Annotated in this window: 21 protein-coding genes and 2 pseudogenes; 9 read left to right on the top strand and 14 right to left on the bottom strand. The window is 68.3% G+C overall.

Translation table 11 applies throughout. The features are described from left to right. Positions 1–569 precede the first annotated feature (569 nt). Together ACFYXH_RS24840 and ACFYXH_RS24835 are read left to right on the top strand one after the other, a co-directional pair. The gene (locus tag ACFYXH_RS24840; protein WP_389566883.1) at positions 570–884 is read left to right on the top strand and encodes a DUF6400 family protein; all 315 of its coding nucleotides are present in this window, start codon (positions 570–572) and stop codon (positions 882–884) included. After that, positions 871–1128 (top strand): hypothetical protein, encoded by a 258-nt coding sequence (locus tag ACFYXH_RS24835; protein ID WP_389566881.1) that lies wholly within the window; start codon positions 871–873, stop codon positions 1126–1128. Before ACFYXH_RS24840 ends, ACFYXH_RS24835 begins: the two co-directional genes overlap by 14 nt. A gap of 401 nt (positions 1129–1529) precedes the next feature. Here ACFYXH_RS24835 and ACFYXH_RS24830 read toward each other — a convergent pair whose 3' ends face one another. Further along, the gene (locus ACFYXH_RS24830; RefSeq protein ID WP_389566879.1) at positions 1530–1946 is read right to left on the bottom strand and encodes an ATP-binding protein; all 417 of its coding nucleotides are present in this window, start codon (positions 1944–1946) and stop codon (positions 1530–1532) included. Between the two features lie 176 nt (positions 1947–2122). On the opposite strand from ACFYXH_RS24830, the gene ACFYXH_RS24825 reads away from it, so the two are divergent. Next, positions 2123–2890 (top strand): IclR family transcriptional regulator, encoded by a 768-nt coding sequence (locus tag ACFYXH_RS24825; protein ID WP_389566876.1) that lies wholly within the window; start codon positions 2123–2125, stop codon positions 2888–2890. 44 nt (positions 2891–2934) lie between these two features. Next, on the top strand, positions 2935–4449 hold the full coding sequence (gene glpK / locus ACFYXH_RS24820; protein WP_389566873.1) for a glycerol kinase GlpK: 1515 nt from the start codon (positions 2935–2937) through the stop codon (positions 4447–4449). Between the two features lie 97 nt (positions 4450–4546). Here the strand turns inward: glpK and ACFYXH_RS24815 are convergent, their stop codons facing one another. From ACFYXH_RS24815 to ACFYXH_RS24800, 4 genes are all read right to left on the bottom strand, one after another. Continuing rightward, the gene (locus ACFYXH_RS24815; RefSeq protein WP_389566871.1) at positions 4547–5839 is read right to left on the bottom strand and encodes a sugar ABC transporter permease; all 1293 of its coding nucleotides are present in this window, start codon (positions 5837–5839) and stop codon (positions 4547–4549) included. Beyond that, positions 5836–6627 (bottom strand): ATP-binding cassette domain-containing protein, encoded by a 792-nt coding sequence (locus ACFYXH_RS24810; RefSeq protein ID WP_389566868.1) that lies wholly within the window; start codon positions 6625–6627, stop codon positions 5836–5838. Before ACFYXH_RS24810 ends, ACFYXH_RS24815 begins: the two co-directional genes overlap by 4 nt. 72 nt (positions 6628–6699) lie before the next feature. Further along, positions 6700–7791: a sugar ABC transporter substrate-binding protein gene (locus ACFYXH_RS24805; RefSeq protein ID WP_389566865.1), complete on the bottom strand. Its 1092-nt coding sequence runs from the start codon at positions 7789–7791 to the stop codon at positions 6700–6702. Between the two features lie 154 nt (positions 7792–7945). After that, a complete protein-coding gene (locus tag ACFYXH_RS24800; protein ID WP_389566862.1) occupies positions 7946–8767 on the bottom strand; it encodes a helix-turn-helix transcriptional regulator in 822 nt (273 codons plus the stop codon). A 124-nt stretch (positions 8768–8891) separates the two neighbouring features. Here ACFYXH_RS24800 and ACFYXH_RS24795 point away from each other — a divergent pair, with 124 nt between their 5' ends. Beyond that, positions 8892–9437, top strand: coding sequence for a DUF2231 domain-containing protein (locus ACFYXH_RS24795; protein WP_389566859.1), 546 nt, complete (start codon positions 8892–8894; stop codon positions 9435–9437). A 237-nt stretch (positions 9438–9674) separates the two neighbouring features. Here the strand turns inward: ACFYXH_RS24795 and ACFYXH_RS24790 are convergent, their stop codons facing one another. Beyond that, positions 9675–9935, bottom strand: coding sequence for a hypothetical protein (locus ACFYXH_RS24790; protein WP_389566856.1), 261 nt, complete (start codon positions 9933–9935; stop codon positions 9675–9677). Positions 9936–10084: 149 nt separating this feature from the next. On the opposite strand from ACFYXH_RS24790, the gene ACFYXH_RS24785 reads away from it, so the two are divergent. Beyond that, positions 10085–10441 carry an ArsC/Spx/MgsR family protein gene (locus ACFYXH_RS24785; protein ID WP_389566853.1) on the top strand — a complete coding sequence of 119 codons (357 nt, stop codon included), beginning with the start codon at positions 10085–10087 and terminating at the stop codon, positions 10439–10441. A gap of 168 nt (positions 10442–10609) precedes the next feature. Continuing rightward, on the top strand, positions 10610–11440 hold the full coding sequence (locus tag ACFYXH_RS24780) for a ZIP family metal transporter (protein WP_389566850.1): 831 nt from the start codon (positions 10610–10612) through the stop codon (positions 11438–11440). An 11-nt stretch (positions 11441–11451) separates the two neighbouring features. Here the strand turns inward: ACFYXH_RS24780 and bfr are convergent, their stop codons facing one another. The 3 genes and pseudogenes from bfr to ACFYXH_RS24765 form a co-directional block, all read right to left on the bottom strand. Then, positions 11452–11931, bottom strand: coding sequence for a bacterioferritin (gene bfr, locus ACFYXH_RS24775; RefSeq protein ID WP_389566847.1), 480 nt, complete (start codon positions 11929–11931; stop codon positions 11452–11454). 253 nt (positions 11932–12184) lie between these two features. Continuing rightward, the gene (locus tag ACFYXH_RS24770; RefSeq protein ID WP_389566844.1) at positions 12185–12742 is read right to left on the bottom strand and encodes a histidine phosphatase family protein; all 558 of its coding nucleotides are present in this window, start codon (positions 12740–12742) and stop codon (positions 12185–12187) included. A gap of 211 nt (positions 12743–12953) precedes the next feature. Beyond that, positions 12954–14174: pseudogene (locus ACFYXH_RS24765) on the bottom strand (DUF418 domain-containing protein); the annotation flags it as partial. 174 nt (positions 14175–14348) lie between these two features. Here ACFYXH_RS24765 and ACFYXH_RS24760 point away from each other — a divergent pair. After that, positions 14349–15014 carry a response regulator gene (locus ACFYXH_RS24760; protein ID WP_389567702.1) on the top strand — a complete coding sequence of 222 codons (666 nt, stop codon included), beginning with the start codon at positions 14349–14351 and terminating at the stop codon, positions 15012–15014. Then, entirely contained in the window at positions 15011–16114 is a 1104-nt protein-coding gene (locus ACFYXH_RS24755) for a sensor histidine kinase (protein ID WP_389566841.1), read from the top strand. The genes ACFYXH_RS24760 and ACFYXH_RS24755 overlap by 4 nt, the downstream gene beginning before the upstream one ends. Before the next feature lie 98 nt (positions 16115–16212). On the opposite strand, the gene ACFYXH_RS24750 is transcribed toward ACFYXH_RS24755, so the two are convergent. From ACFYXH_RS24750 to ACFYXH_RS24730, 5 genes and pseudogenes are all read right to left on the bottom strand, one after another. Then, positions 16213–16854 (bottom strand): TetR/AcrR family transcriptional regulator, encoded by a 642-nt coding sequence (locus tag ACFYXH_RS24750; RefSeq protein ID WP_389566839.1) that lies wholly within the window; start codon positions 16852–16854, stop codon positions 16213–16215. Between the two features lie 105 nt (positions 16855–16959). Then, entirely contained in the window at positions 16960–19017 is a 2058-nt protein-coding gene (locus ACFYXH_RS24745) for a discoidin domain-containing protein (protein ID WP_389566837.1), read from the bottom strand. 363 nt (positions 19018–19380) lie between these two features. After that, positions 19381–20586 (bottom strand): MFS transporter, encoded by a 1206-nt coding sequence (locus tag ACFYXH_RS24740; protein ID WP_389567699.1) that lies wholly within the window; start codon positions 20584–20586, stop codon positions 19381–19383. Between the two features lie 909 nt (positions 20587–21495). Then, positions 21496–22101, bottom strand: coding sequence for a GNAT family N-acetyltransferase (locus ACFYXH_RS24735; protein ID WP_389566834.1), 606 nt, complete (start codon positions 22099–22101; stop codon positions 21496–21498). A 130-nt stretch (positions 22102–22231) separates the two neighbouring features. Further along, positions 22232–22545: pseudogene (locus ACFYXH_RS24730) on the bottom strand (2,3-diaminopropionate biosynthesis protein SbnA); the annotation flags it as partial.

Raw genomic sequence — 22545 nt, 5'->3', positions numbered from 1 at the left:
TCCGGCACCCGGACAGGGGGGGTGCCTACATCGGCACACCTGACGAACTCCTCGTCTCAGAGGCTCCACGCTGCAGACCATGGCAGTGAGAAGCGGTGCACGCAGGTGGGAATCCGGCACTGACCTGCAACCGTGTGCAGCGCATCCGCGCTGCGAGTCGGAGAGCGCAGCGGGCCAGGTCGCTGGGGGGCGGCTTCCGTGGCGGGCGAAAGGGGCGTCCAGCAGCACGCGATCCGGATAAGCGCCGAAGCAGGGCAGCTCTCGGCCGCCGCGGCACCCGGCACCCAGGTGGTGTGGCGCGACGCGACCACCGGCATCAGACCTGGTGACGCGGAAGCGGCCGAGCGGCAGGTGCGGCTGACCGACACAAGGGGCCCTGTGTCAGTCCTACGAGACGCACCAGCGCCCTGATGACCGCCCAGGCGTCGCGTGCACGCAACCACAACGACGAGCGCCTGGGTGACACTCGTCCTGGGTCCACCTTCGGGTGCCGCCGCGGTCGCCGACCTGCTGTGACTTCTCCCACCTGCTCTTGCCGGAGCGAGGATGGCTTACCTACGTTCGGTCGCATGTCCTCCCATGGCCCCACCCTTCCCGGCGAACCGGACGAACCCGCCGCAGCGAGCAGGCCCGCGGCGGACCGACCTGGCACCGCCGCGCCGGTCGACTTCGCCGTCGACCTGGGCTCACACGAAATGCTCCGGCGGACTCATGTCCTGGCCGCTCTCGGCCCCGACTGGGACCCCGTCGCGGCACTTCGCGGCGAGGAAGAGGCGTATGAGCTGCTGTACTCCGGCCTCAGCGCGGAGCAGCAGCGACTGTACGACGAGCTGGTCTCGGCCGGTGTGCTCCCGCGGAGAGGGGGCGGTCATGCTGCCGCTTGACCCGCAGGCCGACATCGGGCGCCGCGCCTGGGTGGCCTGTCCGAACTGCGACGACCGCCGCGGGTGCGCCACATGCGAGCAGGGGCGTACATGCTCCGAGCACTGGCGCTACCTGCTCTCCAACACCGGCAGCCTGCTCCACCTGCAGTGCCGGTCGTGCACCCACATCTGGACACACGAGACCCACTTCGGCGCCACCCGCTCCCCCTGGGAGCGGATCACCCGCGGCCTGTGGCGACAGTGATCATTTAGGGCTGCCGGCGGAGCGGCGAGGTCAGCGTGTTCAGGGTGCTGCACGCCTCGCCGGGGGGCGCGGCTCGGCTTGTCCGCAGGACGTGGCCATTGTCATCGCCCCGCGCCGGTCATGCTCCGTGACCGTTCTTGATATGTGGGCCGCGCGTCGAGCAGCTGCCGACGCTGCGCGAGCCGGAGACGGTCGCCGGGCTGGTGTCGGAGCTGTGCGACAGCGTGCGTTGACGCGATCGTCAGCAACTGACGAAGAGTCAGATCACATGCCGGCTGGTCCTCTTGGCCGCCAACGCGGTGAGGCGCCGCGACGTCGGCCGGCCGGCGGGTCTGCGTACCCGCCTGGTGTTTCCGGGTCTCGTTCCCGGCGTCCGGTTACTGGAAGTCCGGGCTGTCCTCCTACGCTGCGAGGAGATCCGCCCAGTAGGTGACCCCGCCGGTATGGGCGCGTATGCCATGGCGGGCCGACAGGGCGGTGACTATGGCGATTCCCCGGCCGTGCTCGTCGGGGACAGCCCACTCCCTGGCTGGGAGCGCGAGTCCAGCGTCGGTGACTTCGACGCGCACGGCTCTCCGTTCGTCGACGCGGACCCACGACAACCGCAGCGTCGCCGGTGGCAGGGCGTGGACGAGCGCATTGGTCAGCAACTCCGAGACCACCACGAGCGCATCCATGATGACGTCCGGGGAAAGGCCCCACTCCGCGAGCACCGTGCGGACACGTCCACGTACGACCGAGACGGCCCCCGGGGAATGCGGCACGGGACAGAAATGATCGACTGCCTCGCGGGCCACTGTGCTGAGCTGAGCCGCCATGTGCCCTCCTCGGCGTAGCGCTGCCGGCGGGACGCCGACCTCAACGCACGCTAGGGAGCGATGCGAGGCCGGTCAATAAACGGCGGTCGGCATTACCGAACGGTCTACCTGAATCATGAAAAATCACCCCATCATGCGCCACGAGAGACCGGCAAAGGCGGGCATAGAATCGCTTTATGGCCGGTCCGGTCCAGTCCATCGAACGGGCGGCGGCAATTCTGCGCCTGCTCGCGGGCGGCCCGCGTCGGCTCGGACTGGGCGAGGTGTCCGCGTCGCTGGGGCTGGCGAAGGGCACCGCCCACGGCATTCTGCGCACCTTGCAGCACGTAGATTTTGTGGAGCAGGACGCGGCCACGGGAAAGTACCAGCTCGGGGCGGCGCTGCTCCACCTCGGCACCAGTTACCTCGACGTCAACGAACTGCGGTCGCGCTCCATCAACTGGGCCGACGCCCTGGCCGCCCGCAGCGGGGAGGCAGTCCGCCTGGGCACCCCCCTGGAGGGCAGGGTGCTCATCGTCCACCACGTCTTCCGGCCGGACGACACGCTCCAGACCCTGGACGTGGGCGCGCTGCTGCCGCTGCACGCCTCCTCGCTCGGCAAGGTCCTGCTGGCCTTCGGCACCGCGACCGTGGATTCGGCGCTCGACGCCGGGCTGGATGCGTACACCCGGCACACCCTGGTTGTCCCGGAGGAGCTCACCCGAGCACTCGCCGAGATCCGGGAGATCGGATGGGCGGCCGAGGTTCAGGAGATGAGCATGGGCGAGGCCGGCGTCGCCGCGCCCATCCGGGGGCACGGGGGTCTCGTGGTGGGCTCCATCGGTGTGTCCGGCCCGATCGAGCGGGTCTGTGATGCCAAGGGCCGGCCTCAGCTGGCCCTGATCACCCTGCTCCGTGAGGCAGCACGGGCGATCTCCAGAGACCTGGGGGCGGCCCGCTGGTAGGTCCCACCACCGAATCCTCGACGCATCGGAAGGCGGTCCGGATCATGGTTGAACGGTATGTGATGTCCATTGACCAGGGCACCACCTCCACCCGTTGCATCCTGTTCGACCACCGTGGGCGGTTGGTGTCGGTGGCCCAGCGCGAGCACGAGCAGTATTTCCCGAGGCCCGGCTGGGTCGAGCACGACGCCGTCGAGATCTGGCGCAATCTGCGGCGCGTCGTGCCCGAGGCCCTGTCCGGCGTCGGCGCCGCCGGTGGAGAGGTCGCCGCCCTGGGCATCGCGAACCAGCGCGAGACCACGGTGCTCTGGGACCGGCGGACAGGCACCCCGCTGGGAAGAGCGATCGTCTGGCAGGACACCCGCACCGCCCCGCTCGTCGAGGACCTGAGAAACCACCCCGGCGACGACTTCTTCCTGGACCGCTGCTGCCTGCCGCCCTCGACCTATTTCTCCGCGCCACGGATCCGCTGGCTGTTCGACCACGTCGCGGGGCTGGAACAGCGAGCCCAGGACGGCGAGGTGCTGTTCGGCACGATGGAGACCTGGCTGATCTGGAACCTCACCGGCGGGACGGCCGGCGGTCAGCACATCACCGACGCCACCAACGCCAGTCGCACGATGCTCATGAACATGCGCACGCTCACCTGGGACGAGGAACTGCTGGGGTTCTTCGGGGTCCCCCGCGCCATGCTGCCCGAGATCCGGTCCTCGGCGGAAAGCTACGGTGAGGACCGCTCGGTCCTACCGGGCATCCGCATCGCGAGCGCGCTCGGCGATCAGCAGGCTGCACTCTTCGGGCAGACGTGCTTCTCCCCGGGCGAGGCGAAGTGCACGTACGGGACCGGCAGCTTCCTGCTGCAGAACACCGGCACTGACGTCGTACGGTCCCGGAACGGGCTCCTCACCACCGTCGCGTACAAGATCGCCGACCAGCCCGCGGTCTATGCGCTGGAAGGCCCGATCGCCGTCACAGGCTCGCTGGTCCAGTGGTTCCGTGACCGTCTGGGACTGATCAGCAGCGCGCCGGAGATCGAGACCCTCGCGCGCACCGTCGAGGACAACGGCGGCTGCTACATCGTCCCGGCGTTCTCCGGTCTCTTCGCGCCCCACTGGCGCAGCGACGCACGCGGTGTCATCGTCGGCCTCACCTCGTACATCACCAAGGGGCACCTGGCCCGAGCTGCGCTGGAAGCCACCGGCTGGCAGACGCGTGAGGTCGTCGACGCCATGAACGCCGACTCCTCGCTGACCCTGAATGAGCTCAAGGTCGACGGCGGCATGACATCCGACAACCTGCTCATGCAGATCCTGGCCGACGTCCTCGACGTGCCCGTGGTGCGGCCCATGGTCGCCGAGACCGTCTCGCTGGGCGCCGCCTACGCCGCCGGGCTGGCCGTCGGCTACTGGTCGGACCTGGAAGTCCTGCGACGCAACTGGCACCGGGCGGGCCAATGGTTGCCCGACATGGACTCCGCGCGGCGCGAATCGGAATACGACAACTGGCAGCGGGCCGTCGAGCGATCGCTGGGGTGGATCCAACCGTCGAGCCGCCCTTGATGCGCAAAGCATTACGCATTGTGACCGAGGCTCAGTCGTGCAGCGACCCCGCTCCGATGGCTCGCGTGGAGCGCTGCTGGTGCCGGTGCCTACGTGGTCAGGCCCTGCCGTGTGCCTTCTGCGAGAGGTGCGACAGCGAGTCGAGGGCCACGGCGGCGAGAAGCACACCACCGGTGATCACGGATTGCATCGGCGTCGGGATGCCCAGGAGAACCATTCCCGACGCGATGGACTGGATGACGAGTATGCCGAGCAGGACAGACCAGGTTGTACCGCGGCCGCCGAACAGGCTGACGCCGCCGATGATGGCTGCGGCGACGGCGTTGATCAGCAGGATGCTGGAGCCCGAGGTCTGACCCACCGCGGCGACGCGTGAGGCCAGGAAGAGCCCGCCGACAGCGGCCAGCGTCCCGGACACCATGAACGCCGAGATCCGCAACCACACCACGCTGATGCCGGCGCGGCGGGCCGCCTCGGCACCCCCGCCGATGGAGAAGATCTTCCGCCCGTAGAACGTGCGGCGAAGGGCGAAGTCGAGGCCGACGACGAAGGCCAGGAAGATCAGAAGAGCGAGCGGCAGGCCCTGGAAGCGGTTCAGGATGTAGGCGGCGGCGAACGCGACCAGTGCCACCGCGCCCGTGCGCACGGCGATGACACTGAGCGGCCGGGACCGCACGCCGGCGGCCCTGCGGCGGCGTGCGTCCCGGTAGGAGGCGAGGAAGAACGCGGCCACGCTGAGCGCCGCCAGCCCGTACGCGACTGCCGCGTCGTGGAAGTAGTAACTGGTCAGCGCGTGGATCAGGCCCTGCTCGTGGAGGTTGATGGTGCCGCTCGCGCCCAGGACATAGAGCATGAGGCCGTTCCAGGCCAGCAGCCCCGCCAGGGTGACGACGAACGCCGGTATGCCGATCCTGGCCGAGAAGAACCCCTGAACGGCTCCGATCGCCGCCCCGACGAGCATGGCGGCGACGATCGCCAGCCACTCCGGCAGGCCGTTGCGCACGTTCAGCACGGCGAACACCGCCGCCGTGAGCCCGCTGACGGAGGCGACCGACAGGTCCACCTCGCCGAGCAGCAGCACGAAGGCGATACCGAGGGCGATCATGCCCGTGCCGACGATGTCCACGCTGAGGTTGGACAGGTTGCGGGGCGACAGGAACTGCTGGTGAAGGCTCTGGAAAACGGTCCAGAGCACGACGACGCAGATGATGCCGGGCAGCGATCCGAGTTCGCCGCTGCGCAGCTTGCGGGTGAAATCGCCGACGTAGCTCCTGAAACCGCCCTCGCCGCCCGCTGCCCGGCGCTCGTCGACGGCTGTGGGCACGGTACCGGCCGAATCGCCACCCGCCCCGGTGGGACCGAGATTCTCGGATGCCCGTGTCCTGTTCACATGGCTCCCTCCCACGCCCGGTCGCGATGGGTTACGGCGTTGTCGGTGGCGCCGGTGATGGAGGAGACGATCTGCTCCTGGGACGTGGTCGGCACGCTGAAGAAACCATTGTTGCGACCGAGGTGCAGCACCGCGACCCGGTCCGCGACGGCCTTGACGTCACCCAGGTTGTGGCTGACGAGGAGAACGCCGACCCCGCGTTCCCGCAGCCGGTCGATCAGGTCGAGGAAATGGATGGTCTGCCTGACGCCCAGCGCAGCTGTTGGTTCATCGAGGATGAGCATCCTGGGTTCGCTGAGAAGAGCGCGCGCGATCGCGACCGTCTGGCGTTGGCCCGCGGAGAGGGAGGCGACGGGGACGCGGACGCTGGGGATACGTATGGAGAGGGTGTCCAGCAGGTCCAGTTCCCCGGCCCGGCGCTCCATGGACACCTCGTCGAGGATTCCGGTCCTGCCGATCTCGTGGCCGAGGAAGAGGTTGCCGACGACATCGAGGGTTTCGCACAACGCGAGGTCCTGGTAGACGCCGGCGATGCCCAGGCTTTGGGCATCGCGGGGGCGAGTGATCCGGACGGGACGGCCGTTCCACTCGATGACACCCTCGTCGGCGGGGGCGACGCCGGTGATCACCTTGATGAGGGTGGACTTGCCCGCGCCGTTGTCGCCCACCAGGGCGACGACTTCTCCGGCATGGATCTCCAGCTCGACGTCCGTGAGTGCCCAGACAGCGCCGAACCGTTTGCTGACTCCGCGCAGCGCCAGCAGGGGTGTGCTCCGCACGTGAACCACCTCCTTTGTCCGTCCGGTCTCTCACTGCCGGTTGATGCCGCACGCCGTGCGGGAGGTGCGGCGTCGGGCGGCCTATTCGGTGAGTCCGGCTTTCCGGCAGGCGGCTTCGACCGTCGGAGTGCAGATCTGTCTGACCGTGTAAAGGCCGCTTTTGACGACCGTGTCCTTGATCGTGCCGACGGTTACGGGGACGAGGGGGCCCAGGAAGGCCGGAATCTCCTTGCTCGTGTCATTGCTGACACGGTCCGTCGCGATGGTGTCGAGCTTCTCGCCACGGCCCAGGGCGACGGCCATCTCGGCGGCGGCGTTGGCCTCCGCTTCGAAGGACTTGTAGACGGTGACGTACTGCTCGCCCTTGACGATCCGCCGCACGGCCGAGAGGTCGGCGTCCTGACCGGTGACGGGCGGCAGCGGCCTGATACCGGCGGCCTTGAGCGCGGTGACCGCGCCACCCGCGAGCCCGTCGTTGGCCGACAGGACGCCGTCGATCCTGTCCGCGCCCAGCTCGGCGATGGCGGCCGACATGTTCCTGAACGCGTTCTCCGGAATCCACTCGGCGGTGTAGTACGACCTGCCGATCTTCACCTTGCCCTTGAGCGCGGAGAGCGCGCCCCTCATCAGGTCTCTCGTGTTCGGGTCGGTGGGGTCACCGTTCATCATCACGATCTGGCCGCCGCGCGCCTTGGGACCCATCGCTTTGAGGAGCTCCTCGGCCTGGATCCTGCCGATCTCCTCCGAGTCGTAGCCGGAGTAGGCCGAGATGGGGCCCTCGGCGAGGCGGTCGTAGGAGACCACCGGGACGTTTGCGTCGCGGGCCCTGGTGATCGAGGAGCGGAGCGCCTTGTCGTCGACGGGATCCAGGATCAGGACCTTGGCACCGTCCGCGATCATGGATTCGATCTGCTGCTGCTGAGTGGCCACGTCCGCCGAGGCGTAGGCGTGGGTCACCCTGCAGTCGGGGCACAGCGCCTTGACCTTCTCCACGATCAGGGGCTTGTCGGCGGTCGCCCAGCGAGCGGTGTGAGTGTCCGGGAGCAGCAGCCCGACCGTGAAGCCGCCCTTGCCAGAGGTCCTCCCGCCCGCGTCCTCGCCTGCCGCCCCGCAGGCGGCGAGACCGGAGAGCGTGCACGCCGCTGTCACGGCGACGACAGCACGACGTCTCATGAGGTTGTGCACCGTCTGGAGCCGAACCGACATAACCCCCAATGTATGAGAAAACCTGAAACAGTGACGGCTGGACGATGCGGCAGGCCCCGCGCGGTGGCAGAGCGATCACGACCCGCATCTTTCGGCCTTGGCCCGCAGACCGAAGGCTCGCCTATGGCGTGGTGCCGAGGTCGTCCGCGGGTGAAGTGTCGTGCTCCTTCGCACAGATGCCGGGGCCGTCGGCGGCGGGATCCGGCGCGTTGTGGCCGCCGGACGCGGCGCGCAGCTCCACGCAGCACCGGCCCGGGCGGGGGGCCAGAACCGCGTCGATCCCGGTGGCTTCCAGTCCGGTGAGGAAGCCGTCGAGGAAGGCGTGGTTGATCCCGCACACCAGCTCGGGGGAGCGGGCGGCGAGGGGGTGGAAGGGGCAGTTGAGCAGCCGCAGCTCGGTGGGGGCTTCGCGGTGGGGCTCGAAACCGTGCTGCTCCAGCATGGCCTCGCTGAGGGTGAGGGAGCGTTCGGGTCCCAGCCGGCCCGGACGGCTGCGGGCGCGTTCGGCGGCTCCTAGTTCCTCGCCCCGGTGGCGGGCCGTACGGAGCGCGGCAGACCGCGCGTCCTCACCCGGCTCTTCGGAAAGGACAGCATCGATGAGGATCTCCGCGAGTACGTCGGCGCGGCGCTCGGGGATGTTGATGCGGATGTCCATGTCGGCCGGCTCGTAGACCTTGGGCTTACGGCCGACCCTGCGGATGCCGCCGGGGCTGTCATAGCGGGAGCGCAGCAGCCCGGCCGCAACGAGCTTGTCCAGATGGAAGGCCGCCAGTTTGACCGAGATCCCGGCGTCGCCGGCCGCCTCTTCCCGGGTCACAGGCCGACGGGCACGCCGGATGAAGTCGTACATCCTCCGGCGCAGGTCGTCCGCGAGGACCGAGACCGCTTCGACGCTCGCAGCGGCGGAGGGCTGAGGCGAAGCCGGAGTCAGGTCAGAGGTCATGCCTCAACAGTAACGCCAACTCGGTCAGGTTTAACTCGACAGACCCGCCTTGCTTGAGGACGCTATTGACCTCTCCCGCGAATAAGTCCAATACTGATTGGTGAAATCAAGGAGAGGGGGCGCCATGCCCAGCGAACTGCAGCAGCAGGCGAAGCGGCCGGTCAGTGCCACACTCGCCGGCCCCTACGGGCACCCGTTCCATCCGATCCTGGTCACCGTGCCGATCGGAGCGTGGGTGGGCAGCCTCGTCTTCGACATCGCCTCCCACATCGTGGGCGACCCAGACTTCCTCGCCCGGGGATCCATGTGGCTGATCGCCGTGGGGGTAGTCGGCGCCCTGCTGGCGGCGATGGTCGGCTTCCTGGACCTGCTCGCCATCCCCACCGATACACGGGCTTTCCGCATCGGTCTCATCCACATGACGCTGAACCTGCTGGTGACGGCCGCCTACGCGGGCAACTTCCTGTGGCGGCACGCCGGAGACGGACCGTCCGACAGCGTCGGCACCGGACAGCTCGTGCTGGGCGCAGTGAGCCTGGCCGTGCTTGGCGTTTCGGGATATCTGGGCGGCAAGCTCGCCTACCACTACGGCGTCCGGGTCGCGGACGAGGCGACCCAGGCCGAGGGTTTCGTCCCCGCCCACCGGCGGCCAAACCGGCGCACCGGCTGACCACAACCATCACCGGCCGCGGCGCATCCGCACCGGCCCTCGCACCACCCACGGCTAGGAGTTCCCCATGGACATCGCCGCACTGATCACCTGGGTGATCACCGCTCTCGGCGGCTTCTACATGCTCGGCACCTGGATCTCACGCGGTGGCGTCCGAGGCGGCACCAGCCGCCTGCCCGTCCCGATCGTCTTCGGCCACTTCGCGCTGGCCGCCATCGGCCTGGTCGTGTGGATCATCTACGTGATTGCCGACAAGGACGCGCTTGCCTGGACCGCCTTCGGCCTGCTCGTGCCCGTCGCCCTGCTCGGCTTCACGATGCTGGCCCGCTGGATCCCCGTGCGCCGGGCCCGTACCGCCGCCCGGCCGCTGAGGGGGAGCAGTCCGAGCCTGCTGAGCGGTACTTCCCCGTGCCGGTGGTCGCCGGGCACGGCCTGTTCGCCGTCGTCACCGTCGTCCTGGTCCTGCTCACCGCTCTCGGTATCGGTAGCAGCTGACATGACCCAGCATCCACACGCCATGTTGCACATAGCCCCCCGGCGACCCGGAGAGATCGATACGCGCGACGTCCGCGCTGCGGGTGGCCCACGAGACCGACGGCGTCGACCTGACCGCCGGCTTGTCGGAACGACCACGAGAGACCGAGTTCATGGAAATCTGGATCAACCCCGCCTGCTCCAAGTGCCAGTCGGCGCTGTCGTTGCTGGACGCGGAAGATGCCCGCTATACGGTCCGGCACTACCTGGAGGACCCGCCGACCGTGGCGGAGCTCGAGGAGGTCCTGCAACGGTTGGGCTTGGAGCCATGGGACATCGCCCGAACCGGCGAACCGGCAGCCACCGACTTGGGCCTGGCCTCCTGGCCCCGCGAGGCAGGGCACCGCTCCCGGTGGATCGAGGCACTGGCGGCCCGTCCGATCTTGATCCAACGGCCGATCATCACCGCCGATGATGGAACGGCGGTGATGGCACGGACACCGGAGTCGGTACGGTCGGTCCTGCCGTAGCTCCGGCCCGACGCCCGACGGCGCTCCAGGCCGGCAGCCGTGCCCATACCGCTGAGGGACGGCCGGTCGAGATGCGACGGATCCCCGGCAGCGCGTAGCTTATTTAGGTAAGGCTTACCTCGCTACAGTCGCGCGGCCAGTCCCTGCGCAGCCCTACCTGGAACGGCCATGTCCGATTCGCAGATCGCTCTGCTCGGTGCTATCGCCGGGTTCACCATTTATCTCGGCTTGCCCATCGGCCGCCTGCGCAGTCCCGCACCCCGACTGAGGGCGGGGCTCAACGCGGTTGCCATCGGCATCCTGCTCTTCCTGCTCTGGGACGTCCTCAGCGCAGCCTGGGAGCCCACCGACGCCGCGCTGAGCGACAACCACTGGGCAACAGCGGCCACCGGCGGCTTGGTGCTCGCCGTCGGCCTCGCCGTCGGCCTGTGCGGCCTTGTGTACTACGACCGCTGGAGTGCGCGCCGCCGGGCTTCGGCCGCGGCTTCGTCCCAGAGCCCGGGGGCGGCAACCGCAACCGAACTGGTCCCCACGGCCCGCTCGCGAGCCGCAAGCCTCGCCTTCATGATCGCCACTGGCATCGGCCTGCACAACTTCGCGGAAGGCCTGGCCATCGGCAACTCCGCCGCGCGGGGCGAGATCTCACTGGCCGTCCTGCTGGTCATCGGTTTCGGCCTGCACAACGCGACCGAGGGCTTCGGCATTGTCGCCCCGCTGGCCGCCGAGGGAGAGCGACCCTCGTGGGGCACCCTTGCACTGCTCGGTCTGATTGGCGGCGGTCCCACCTTCGTGGGCACCCTGGTCGGCCAGCAGGTGGTCAATGAAACCCTCGGCATCGCCTTCATGGGCCTGGCCGCCGGATCCATCCTCTACGTGGTCATCGAGCTGCTCGCCGTGGTTCGTCGAGCCGCTATGAAGGAGCTGACCACCTGGATGATCCTGCTGGGCCTGCTGCTCGGCTTCGCCACCGACGCCGTGGTCACCGCCGCCGGCGTGTGAACCCCGGCGGCTCAGCTCTCCGGCTGCTCGATCAACTGGGCGAGGTAGAGCGGCTCACCCAGCTTCTCGATCAGCTCCAGCTGAGTGTCGAGGTAGTCGATGTGGTGTTCCTCGTCGGCGAGAATCGACTCGAAGAGGTTCGCCGAGGTGATGTCGCCCTTGGCCCGCATGACCTCGGTGCCGCGCTTGAGGCGGTCGATCGCTTCGACCTCGACTTCGCGGTCCGCCTGGAACATCTCGGTGACCGTCTGTCCCACTCGCACATGAAAGAGCCGCTGGTAGTTCGGCAGGCCGTCCAACAGGAGGATCCGGTCGGTCAGGACCTCCGCGTGGTTCATCTCTTCGAACGACTCGCGCCGGGTATGTGCGGCAAGCTTGGTCCAGCCGAAGTTCTCCTGCATCTTGGCGTGCAGGAAGTACTGATTGATCGCGGTCAGCTCGGCGGTCAGCTGCTCGTTGAGGAACTCCATGATCTCGGGGTCACCCTGCATGGCTCGCCTCCCTGCTCCTGGCCGGGTGGGCACGAAGAGACGCCGCACCGGCGGCCGCCTGCATACGGACATCGTTTCACCAGACAAGTCCGACTTCCAGGAAGGGCACACTTACCCGGGACCCCGCGCGCAACAGCCATCAGATGGTTCACATATGGCCGGAGGGGGCGTTGGAGGCGGCGGGGGCGCAGGCGGCGGCGATGCCGGCGGGGTCTCGGCGGGGGATGGTGTCGCTGACCGGACTTCCTTCGTCTCAAGGCACAGGAGCAGCGCAAACTACTGCCGGCTCTTTCAGAGAGTGACGAGGCCGAGCCCGCTGTTCCAGTGGCCACCGCGCGATGTACCGGACGTTCCAGCGGCCACCGCGCGACGTAAAGGAGAACGCGGACAGAGGCGGCACATCGAGATGCCAGAAGGCTCTTGCCGGCGCGGACAAAGCATGGACGAGCAAGGCCCGGACAACGGCTGGTTCGGCGATGGCCAATGCGCGGCCCGTGTCAGGCGGCACACTGCTCAGCCAGTTCGCGATTCGGTGGCAGAGGTGGCGTACGGACTCGCCGCCATGCGGCGCGGCATCCGGGTCGGTGAGCCAGGCGGTAAACCCGTGGGGGTCGGTGGTGGCGACCTCGTCGACTGTGCAGCCGCGCCACGTGCCGTAGTCGAAGTCGCGCAGCGCGGGCTCGAGTGTTGACTCCAGTCCGAGGGCGTCGGCGATCTGCGCGCAGCGGAAGGAAGGCGCACGGATGGCCAGCGGGTACGGAGGGAGCGCTGCTCCGGCGGCGGCTGCCTCGCGCAGACCCTGCTGACTCAAGGGGCCGTCACCGAAGAGTGCGTCCCTGCCGGTGTCCCCGGTTGTTGCACACAGAAATGTCAGTCGGACTGTCATGCGGCTGACCTCCTTCATGGCCCGGCATGACGCCGGATGGGTGTGAGACCTTCGAAAACCAGGGACCGAGGGGAGTCGGTGGAGGTTGTGTCCAGTAGAGGCTCTTGGAGGTTTCGTTGTCGGCCGCCGGTTTGTTGATGAGGCGGGCGGGTGTGGTCGCGGCGTGCAGCATGTATTCGAGCGGTCCGCGCCGGAAGAACCGGGTCCAGATGAGGGCCAGCAGCATGGCGGCTGCGGCAAAGCCGAGGAGGACTGGTAGGGCAGCGGAGTCCGGCAGGTCGTCGGTGCCCAGGGCCTTGATGGCGAGGATGTGGCCGACGTAAGCGGTCAGGGACATCGAGCCGACCGCGATGACGGGCGGGGCCGTCCACCACAGGCGCGTCGACCGGTCCGTAGCGATGAGGCAGGCAGCCAGGAGCACGAGGGCGACGCCGGTGTTGCCCAGGATGGACCATGTCGTCTGGCTGTGCGGCGCGGCCACGAGCAGCCAGTCAGGAGTGCTGGTGGTGGGGTCGCCGACGGTGTCGGACCACCAGGCCGATGCGGCCGACCCGCCGTCCGTGGTCGCGCTCACGGCGGCCTGCGCGCCCGGGACCAGGTGCAGAGCCAGCCATGAGCCTCCGTAGCCGAGCACGGCCAGCGCGCCGCCGGACAGGGCGACATTGGCGCGTACGTCGGGCCGGTTGAGGTCGAGCCGGGCCACCGCCATTCCGGCGATGATGAAGGGCAGCCAGGTCAATACCGGGTACTCGCCGGTGATGAACAGCTCGACGATCCCGTCCGAGCCGGTGCTGCGGGCCAGCGGATCCTGGGCGATGACGGTATCGGTCCAGCTTCCGCCTTCGGCCGCAGCCCGAAGCGGGTACAGGACCTGGGGCATGACGAGCGCGGTCGACACGGCGATGACGGCCAGGGGGACCGCCCGCAGCCGGTACAGCGGAAGGGCGAGGACGAAGAGCAGTCCGTAGCAGGCAAGGATCACGTCGACCGGGGTGTCCAGGGCGGTCAAGGCGTATCCCAGGACGATCAGGACGGCGGAGCGGATCAGTACCCTGCCCACGGCCTGCCGTCCCGCGCGCCCGGTCCGCGGCTGCGGCCGGCCGGTGAGAAGGACCAGGGAGAACCCGGCGAGCAGAGCGAACAGGGCAGCGGACCTGCCACGGGCCACCTCCATCACCCAGCCCAGCGGGCCGCCCACTGACGGCTCGGGACCGACGTGGGCCGCGTACATGCCGAGGATCGCCAGACCGCGCGCCAGGTCGAGGCCGATCAGCCGCCCTGTTGACGGCATACGGAAGGGGGAGCGGCCTGCCTCGGCCGCGGGTGCCGTCTCGGACGCCGCTACATCGTGCGTCATAGGCCCAAGAGTCGGAGAAGCTCCCAGTCATAACCATCCGGCAGGTGTCCGGACCGCCCCCGCCGACTGGCTGGCGCACCCCTGCCTCCTGGCCGGATTCGGTGTCGAGCACCCGCAGGGCGTCCCTCGGCATGGTACGAATCGGACAGTGGTCCGATGGCGAGTGGAGCACGCGTGATCCGGGTAATGGTGGTCGACGACGAGGCCCTGATCCGTACGGGCTTTCAGCACATCCTCGACGCGGCGGACGGCATCGAGGTCGTGGCGACGGTTCCTGGCGGCCAGGCGGTCCGGACGGCGCAGCGGATACGTCCCGACCTCGTGCTGCTGGACGTCCGGATGCCGGACGTGGACGGACTCACCGTCCTGGCCGCCCTCCGTCGGCTGCCGCGCCCTCCGGTGGTGGCCATGCTCACGACGTTCGACATGGACGAGTACGTGGCAACGGCACTTCGCTCGGGCGCCGCCGGCTTTCTGCTCAAGGACACCGACCCCGAGGAACTGCCGTTCCTGGTGCGGACCCTGGCCGACGGCGGCACCGTACTGTCGTCCAAGGTCACCCGGACGGTCGTGGACGGCTACCTCGAGGCCGGCTCCCAGGAACCCGCCGCCCACAGCCTTGACCGGCTGACCGACCGCGAGCGCGCCGTACTCGTCCTCATCGCCGAGGGACTGTCCAACACCGACATCGCCACGCGGATGCACCTGAGCACCGGCACGGTCAAGGACCATGTGAGCGCCATCCTCACCAAGCTGGAGGTGGGCGGCCGCGTCCAGGCTGCCCTGCTCGCCGAACGGGCCGGCCTTCTCAAGCCGCCGCGGGAGCAGGAGGGGGGATGATCCCCCGCCGCGTGACCGCCCCGCTGCTGGACGCCGCCCTCGTCGCGGCCGCGCTGCTCGATGTCTGGGTCAATGTCCACATCGACGAGCCGCTACGCCTGGCCTGCGCCCTGGCCGCCGCCTTCTCGCTTCTGTTGCGCCATCGCCTGCCGCTGCTCACCTTCCTGCTCACCCTGCCCGCCGTCCTGCTCTCCGACGCGACCTTCGCCGCGCTGGCCGCGCTGTACACACTCGCCTCGCTCACCCGAAGCCGCACGCTGCTGGTCATCTGTGCCATGGCGTTCACGATCGGCGACATTTCCTCGTGGCCGTCACCGAACTTCGACCTGTCGAACACCTCGACGTGGATCACGCTGGGCTACACCGCGGCGACGGCGGCCGCTCCCGTCTTCCTCGGCCAGCTCGTCCAGACCCGGCGTGATCTGTCGCTGCGGCTCGCCGAAATCTCCGAGGCGCGTGACCACGAGCGGCTGCTGACCGCCCAGACCGCGCTGGCCAAGGAGCGCGCGCAGCTCGCCCGGGAGATGCATGACGTGGTCTCTCACCAGGTCAGCCTGATTGCGGTGCGGGCCGGAGCGCTCCAGGTCGGCACCCGGGACGCCGAAGTCAAAGAGGCCGCAGCCACGATCCGGCGGCTGAGCGTACAGACCCTGGACGAACTGCGGCACATGGTCAGCGTCCTGCGCGCCTCCGGGGGCCGCCCCACTGAGCTCACCCCGCAGCCGTCCCTGGCCGACCTCCAGCAACTGATCGACAGCAGCGGCATCGAGGCCGAGCTGCAGACGGATCTGCCCGACGGCCTTCCGCCGACCGTCCAGCGCGCCATCTACCGCACCGTCCAGGAAGCGCTGACCAACGTACGTAAGCACGCCCCCGGCGCCACCGCGAGTGTTCGCATGGGCCACGAGGGCGGCGCCGTCCGTGTCACGGTCACCAATACCGCACCGACCAGGCCCGCTCTCCCTCTGCCCAGTGCGCACTACGGCCTGGTCGGCCTGGGGCAGCGCGCCGCGCTCCTCGGTGGCACTGTCGCCTTCGGCCCGACGGCCGACGGCGGCTACGAACTCCGCCTGGAGCTTCCGGCCGAAGGCACATCGTGACCAGGTGGGCACGAGCGGCCCCGCTGCGCGATCGAGTTGACGGACAGCTGGTCCTGGGCAGAGTGGTGGGGCTCAGAGCGCGAGACGTATGAGTCGATTCAGGTGGGGCGCGGTGGTGGAACGGCCCCGGGGGCGGCCGGTCGGACTTCCTCGCGGACGAGGTCGACGACCTGATCGGCGATCATGTCGAGGATGCCCGCCGCGGCTGTGTCATCGCCGAGAACGAGGAAGTTCAGGGTGAGTCCGTCGGTCATGACGGCCAGATAGCGGGCCAACACGGGGACGGGTACGCGGAGTTCGAACTTCATGCTGTGGCGGAGCTGTTCGATGAGTTCGGTGTAGGTGTCGGAGTACAGCTCGTACTGCCGCCGTGCCAGATGTTCGAATCCCGGCTGACGCAGGGCGTACTGCGTGAGTTCGTAAGTGAGCATGTGCTCCTCGGGGTTGGCGGACACATGCTCCCAGTAGGCATGGAATCCCGCCCGGATGGTCTCCCGAAGGGTGGCCTTCGGCCGGATCGCCTCCTTCACCACTGTGACGTAGTGATCGGTGATCGCCGCGATGACTGACTCGAGCAGGGCCTGCTTGGAGTCGAAGCAGTAGTGGAAGACGCTCAGCGAGACGCCCGCCTCGGCGGCGATGGACCGGGTCGTCGTCCTGGAGACACCGTCGCGCGTCATCGCGCGGATCGCTGCCTCGATCAGCTGTCGGCGCCGCTCGGCCGACGGCATCCGTGCCATGTGGTTCCCTTCGTTCTTGTGACGCGGCGAGGCACGCGGCCGGGGCCGGCCGGATCAGGAGAGCTGATCCGGCCGACCCCGGCCCCGGGTACTCCATCGGTGTCGTCAGCTGCTGTAGACGCCGACTTCGTGGAGGGAGTAGCCCCAGTTGGTGCCGCGCTCCAGCCCGTGGATGCGTACGTAGCGGGCTGTTGTTCCGGTGAACTGTGCCGTGTCCAGGCCGCCGTCGCCGGCGGTCGTGGACCATACGGACTGCCAGTTCGTGCCGTCGGTGGAGACCTCGATGCGGTACGCCTTCCCGTAGGCGCGCTCCCAGTTGAGGGTGACGCGCTTGATCAGGCTCGGTGCCCCGAGGTCGAACCGGAGCCACTGGTCGTCGCTCCAGTCGCTCGCCCAGCGGGTGTCCGCGTTGCCGTCCACGGCCCTGTCGGGGGCGTAACTCGTGAACAGGCTCCACTCCGACGAGCTGGCCGAGGCGGACGAGCCTGCGGCAAGGTTCACCCCGGCCTTGTGGTTCTCGGACGCCTTCCAGGTGTCGAGGTAGGACTCGGCGCCCCGGAAGAGGTCGTCCACGACACCCTTGCCGCCGACGATCCGTATGTCCTCCAGCCAGTCCGGGACCAGGCCGTAGTGCGCGGCGCCGTCGGTGTTGATGTCCCAGGTGCGCTGGCCGGTGGTCTGCTTGTCGATGACGGCGCTTCCGTCGGCGCTGCGGAAGGGGTACCGCACTGGGTTCGGGGTGTCCGCACCGCGGGGCCCCGGCCAGCCGCCGACGCCGTTCATGTCGGTGCCGTAGCCGTAGCCGACGTGGTACTTGTCGCGCAGCGCCTTCGTCCGGTTCGCCTCTGCGCTGAACCCCTCGGCGCCGTGCATGTACTGGGCGATGAATCCGCCGAGACCGTAGACCCGCTCGGTCCAGTTGAGGTCCATCCAGCTGTGCGAGGAGATCACACCGGGGTACGACTCGGACTCGAAGATGTCCAAGGCCCGGCCCGCGGCCTTGACGCTCATATGGTCGATCTCCAGCATCATCTTGCGTTTCATCATGCCGCGCACGGCATACTCACCGAGCTCGGTGAGGCCACGGGTGTTGCACTGCGCGTCCGCGGCGTACGACGGGACCTTCACACCCTGCGGGAGTTCCTTCTCCGCCTGGGGCGCCGACGCGATGCCGATGGGGTTGTCGTGCTGCGGACCTTTGCACTTCTCCGTCTTCCAGAAGGTGCCGGTCGACAGGAACTGGCCGACGTTGATCGCCGTGCCGAGGGTGCCCTCGTCGAAACGGACCCCGCACAGGGCGTTGTCGAATTTGTGACACAGGAACATGCTGCGTACGCCCAGCTTGTGCAGCTCGTCCAGACCACGGTCGATGTCGTCCTTGCCGCACTGCGCGATGTCCAGTATCTGCTTGCATCCGAACGGCTCTGAGGTCTCGACCCCCAGAACGACGGCCAGCTTGCCCTGCTGGATGACCTGGCGGGCCTGCGCGGTGTCGGTGACGATCCTGAACCAGCCCTTGCCCGGGCCGCCGTACATCTTGTCGATGTAGGCCTGCATGTCGTACGTCTTCTGTGCCTGCAGGCGGATGGAGGTCATCTCGTCGCAGCTGCGGTCCTTGAAGAAGTAGACCGAGCAGATCACGCCGTTGGTGACGAGGTCGTTGACGAGCACTCGCTGACCGCCGCGCCAGGCCCGCTCGATCCAGGCGTAGTAGTTCTGCTGGTGGGTCAACGAGTCATGGGCCGGCCAGTCCTTGAACGTCGGCCATCCGTTGGGGTCGTGCTTGCCGTCGCCACCTTTGGTGATGAAGTCGAAGATCGCGAGCGAGCCGTCGGGGTAGTGCTCGGGACAGTCCTTGAGCGCGTCCGCGATCCCGAGTTCGGAGAACGGTTTGCCGCAGATGAGCCGGCCGCCGAAGGCCTCGTTGGACATCAGGTGGTTGTGTGCGTCGACGAAGCCCCGTACCTGTCCCTGGGAGTCGGTCCCTTTGAAGGGCTCGCCCGTGACATTGATCTGGGAGTCGGGCGCGGGCCGCGCGGCCGGGGTCCACCAGCCGGACTCGGCCGAGGAGCTGGGCGCTGTGCCGAGGACCATGGCCACCACGGTGAGGAGCAGCGACAGAACCGCGATGGGCCTGCGTTTGCGGTGCGAGTGTCGAGTCATGGGCATCACTCATGCCTTCGGTAAGCGGATGGTGGGGGGTGAGGAGCCGATGCCGTCCGGGGTCACGTCCGTCCCTGGGGTGGGTTGTCATGGCCCGCGTAAGCGGTGCGACGAGAATCGCGACTATCACACTCGGAGTCAATAGTCCGGGACGGCCGACCTGATGGCTCGGCCGATCCGCCGAACTCGTCGGGTGGGCAGGGGTGATGGCGGTCGAACAGGCCTTCAGGACCAACCGCAACCGTGGGCGACGGCCTCTCTCCCGCAACACGTCTCAGGGATGGCCGTCGCCGATCGGTCCCGTGGACCGATGCACAGTGCTGCTCCGAGACCGGCAAGAAGCGCGGCCCTCACGGGCCCCGGCTACGCCCCCGTCGGCGGCCTGCGCGCAGCGTATGTTCCCGCGCCCGCCGCCAGCAGCATCACGCAGCCCGTGAAAATCAGCCCGGCTTGGCGCAGCCCGAGCCATGTGGCCATGGCGCCGACACCGACCACCGGCACCGAGATCCCGGTGTAGGCGACGACGAAGAACGCCGAAATGGTGCCGCCGCGTTGCTGTGCCGGGGCCGCGCCGCTGACCAGGGTGAGTGCCGCGCGAAAGGCCAGTCCCTGGCCGGTGCCGCCGCACAGCGCGCCCAGAACGAGCAGGAGCATGGATTCGGCGATCAGTGATGACGCCACGAACAGCAGGCCCACAACGAGGATGCCGCACCCCACGGGGAGCGCGAGGCGCGCGCCGATCCATTGTGTCAGGGACTGCCCGACGGTCGAACCGAGGAACACGGAGAACACCATCGCGCCCGAAACAGCCAGGTTGTGCACACCCAGCGTCTGCGAGACAAAGCTCGGCGCGACCGCCGTGAACAGCCCGAGAAGCGCGAAGCCGGCGAAGGCCGCCAGCGCGGCGGGCGCGAAGACACCCTTCACCTCGGGCGGCACGGTGACTCCCTGCGGCTTCAGCGGCGGCCATCGCTTCGGCTCCGCCACGGTCTCCGGCAGGAACCAAGTGATCCCACTGGCCACAGCCACCAGCCCCAGGTGGACCCAGAACGGCAACATCAGCGGCCAGGGCGTGTACTGAGCGAGGAGGCCGGAGAACAGTGGCCCGCAGCCCAGACCACCCATGTTCGCCGCGGTGGCGGCGAACCCGGCCCGCGCCTTCTGTCCAGGACCGGCCAGCTCGATGACGGCCGCTGTCGCCGCGCCGCTCAGCAGGCCGGCCGCGCAGCCGGACAGCAGCCGCCCCGCGAAGAGCAGAGGCAGACCGCTCTGCAGGAGGAAGCATCCAGCACTAGCGGCCGACAAAGCCATGGCGCACAGGATCACAGGTCTGCGGCCGACCTCGTCGGAGTAGTTTCCCGCCACCAGCAGCACGGTGATGACCGCGACGGCATACACGGCGAAGACAACGGTCACCATCAGCTCGGAGAAGCCGATTTGTTCCTGGTAGAGCCCGTACAACGGTGTCGGCAGGGTGGTCCCGGCCATCCCGATGGCGAACACCGCTGCCGCAGCCGGATAGCCCGGTCGCCAACCACCGTCTGTGTTCACTGCGCCCTCGCGAACCATCACGCACGTCACCCTACGAGCGCCCCCTCGCTGCCGCCGCCCGGCACGAGGCGGCGCGCTGCCCCGCACGAACGTGAGCCGGCGCAGGCCTCACCCGGCGCGGAACCGCTTGTTGTGCAGAGGTGACCGAGGGACTGGGGAATCGTCAGTCCCAGAGTTTGTAAGTCATTTCCCGCTGCGCCGGCGGTGGCTTGCTGTCGGTGTAGATGAGTCGCAGCCGGGTGAAATGCTGTAGCTCAGGATGCTTCTGCCAGGTCTCTGGGCGGTCGAACCTCACGGTGACAGGGTAGGAGTGGAACTTGCCTGCCGCGCAGTAGGGCTGACAGTCATTCACCACGTCGAGTCCGCTGCCCACAGCGGACGTCGGTCCCCAATGGGACCATCGGAGTTTGATGAGGCGGTTGTTGCCATCCCCGCAGGCGAGCAAGAAGTCGCCGGGGCGTATCTGTGAATTCGAGAAACAGTCGACGGCCACAACCTGAGCGGGCGAGGGTGACCCTGCGGAAGCGGATGCCGGTACTACTGCTGCTGCGAGCGCTGTAGCAGCACACAGCATGACCGTTGTCTTGAGCTTGTGTCTCTGCATGTCGGCTCCCAGCTGCCTCTTTTCGAGCCTACGCGGCCTTCCGTGTACACCTGGCTCCCCCGCGCGCTGCGATCTGCCCGTCAGGAGCAGTCGTCGGTGGTGATGGCGCCCCTTTCTTCCAACGGTTGTTCCTGAATCGACGCTACGACCGTGCCCAGAGATGCACCACCCGTACAGGCGCTCACCATGCAAAGCAGGAAATGTCAATTTGCCTTCGATGGATCACGATGCGTCTGCCGAACTCAATGCCGGAGGGGCCCCTGGCAGAGCTGCGAAATTCTGCGTGCGGCACCGATGAGAGTCATGTCGACCTGTCCGGGGCGTCACCAGAGCTTGTCGATCTCTCCTGGATGCAGCTCGATGCGGCAGTGGCGGAACGACGCCCGGGCCTGCCTGCCCCCGGCCGAGAAGAAGTCGGCCATCGTGACCTTGTCGAAGCCGGGCTGGTCGCTCGGGAAGGGAACCTGCGGTGTTCCCCCGACGAGCACCGTCCCAGGAAGAAGGTTCCAGCCCGCGCTCTCATAGAACGCCTGGAGCGGGCGGTCGCAGGTGAAAAACCCCAGGTCCAGACCCTGGGTGAGCATCGTCTCCCGGGCCGCTGCAACCAGGCGGCGGCCATGTCCGCGACCACGAGCCTCCCGGCGCGTCACCACAGTGCTCAGCCCACCAGCGGCATAGCGCCGACCCGTATGGGCGATCTCCTTGGACAGGATGTCCAGCGCGCCCAGCACCGTGCCCTCGTCCATCAGCAGCATCGACCACGGCCGCAGTAGAGGATCGTGGGTTGGCGCATCGGCAGGGGTGACCGATACACGCGTGGACGGCCACGCCTGCTCCTGGATCTCCCGCACCTGCACGCGGAGCTCGGACGGAGTGGCTTCTTCGGGGAACGACAGGATCTGCACGCGCTGATTCTGCTCACGCACCACCCGAGCGCAACCGACTTTCCCGGCGGTGAGGTCGGCTGGACCGACGGCGGTGGCGGTAGCCGGAAGGACCTCACCCCTTTCAAGATCCCTCACGCGGGACCTGCGTCATCGACCTCCTTGGACAGAGCTTCTAGGTCTTACGATCCTGGAGCTGATGGCGCCGCTTGCCACTGTGGTCGCCGTTCTGGAGGTCCGGCCGGTCGCCCGACCGCGTCGGTGGCGTGGGGGAGGCTGCCCAGGGACCGGTGGCCACCTTGTCGGGGTTGAGCACGTCCTCGCCGTACAGGTCCTGCAGCCAGTTGGTCTGGTAGATGGTGTCGAGGTAGCGCTCGCCGAGGTCCGGGGCGATGGCTACGGCGGTGAGTTCGCGCGCGTCGTGCCGGGCCAGCCAGCCCATGGCGCCGCTGACCACCGTGCCGGTGGATCCGCCGAACAGGAAGCCGG

This window comes from Streptomyces sp. NPDC002730 (genome assembly GCF_042888805.1).
GTDB lineage: Bacteria > Actinomycetota > Actinomycetes > Streptomycetales > Streptomycetaceae > Streptomyces.
The sequence above is the reverse complement of the archived record's forward strand: the minus strand, read 5'-3'. Positions and strand labels throughout refer to the sequence as shown.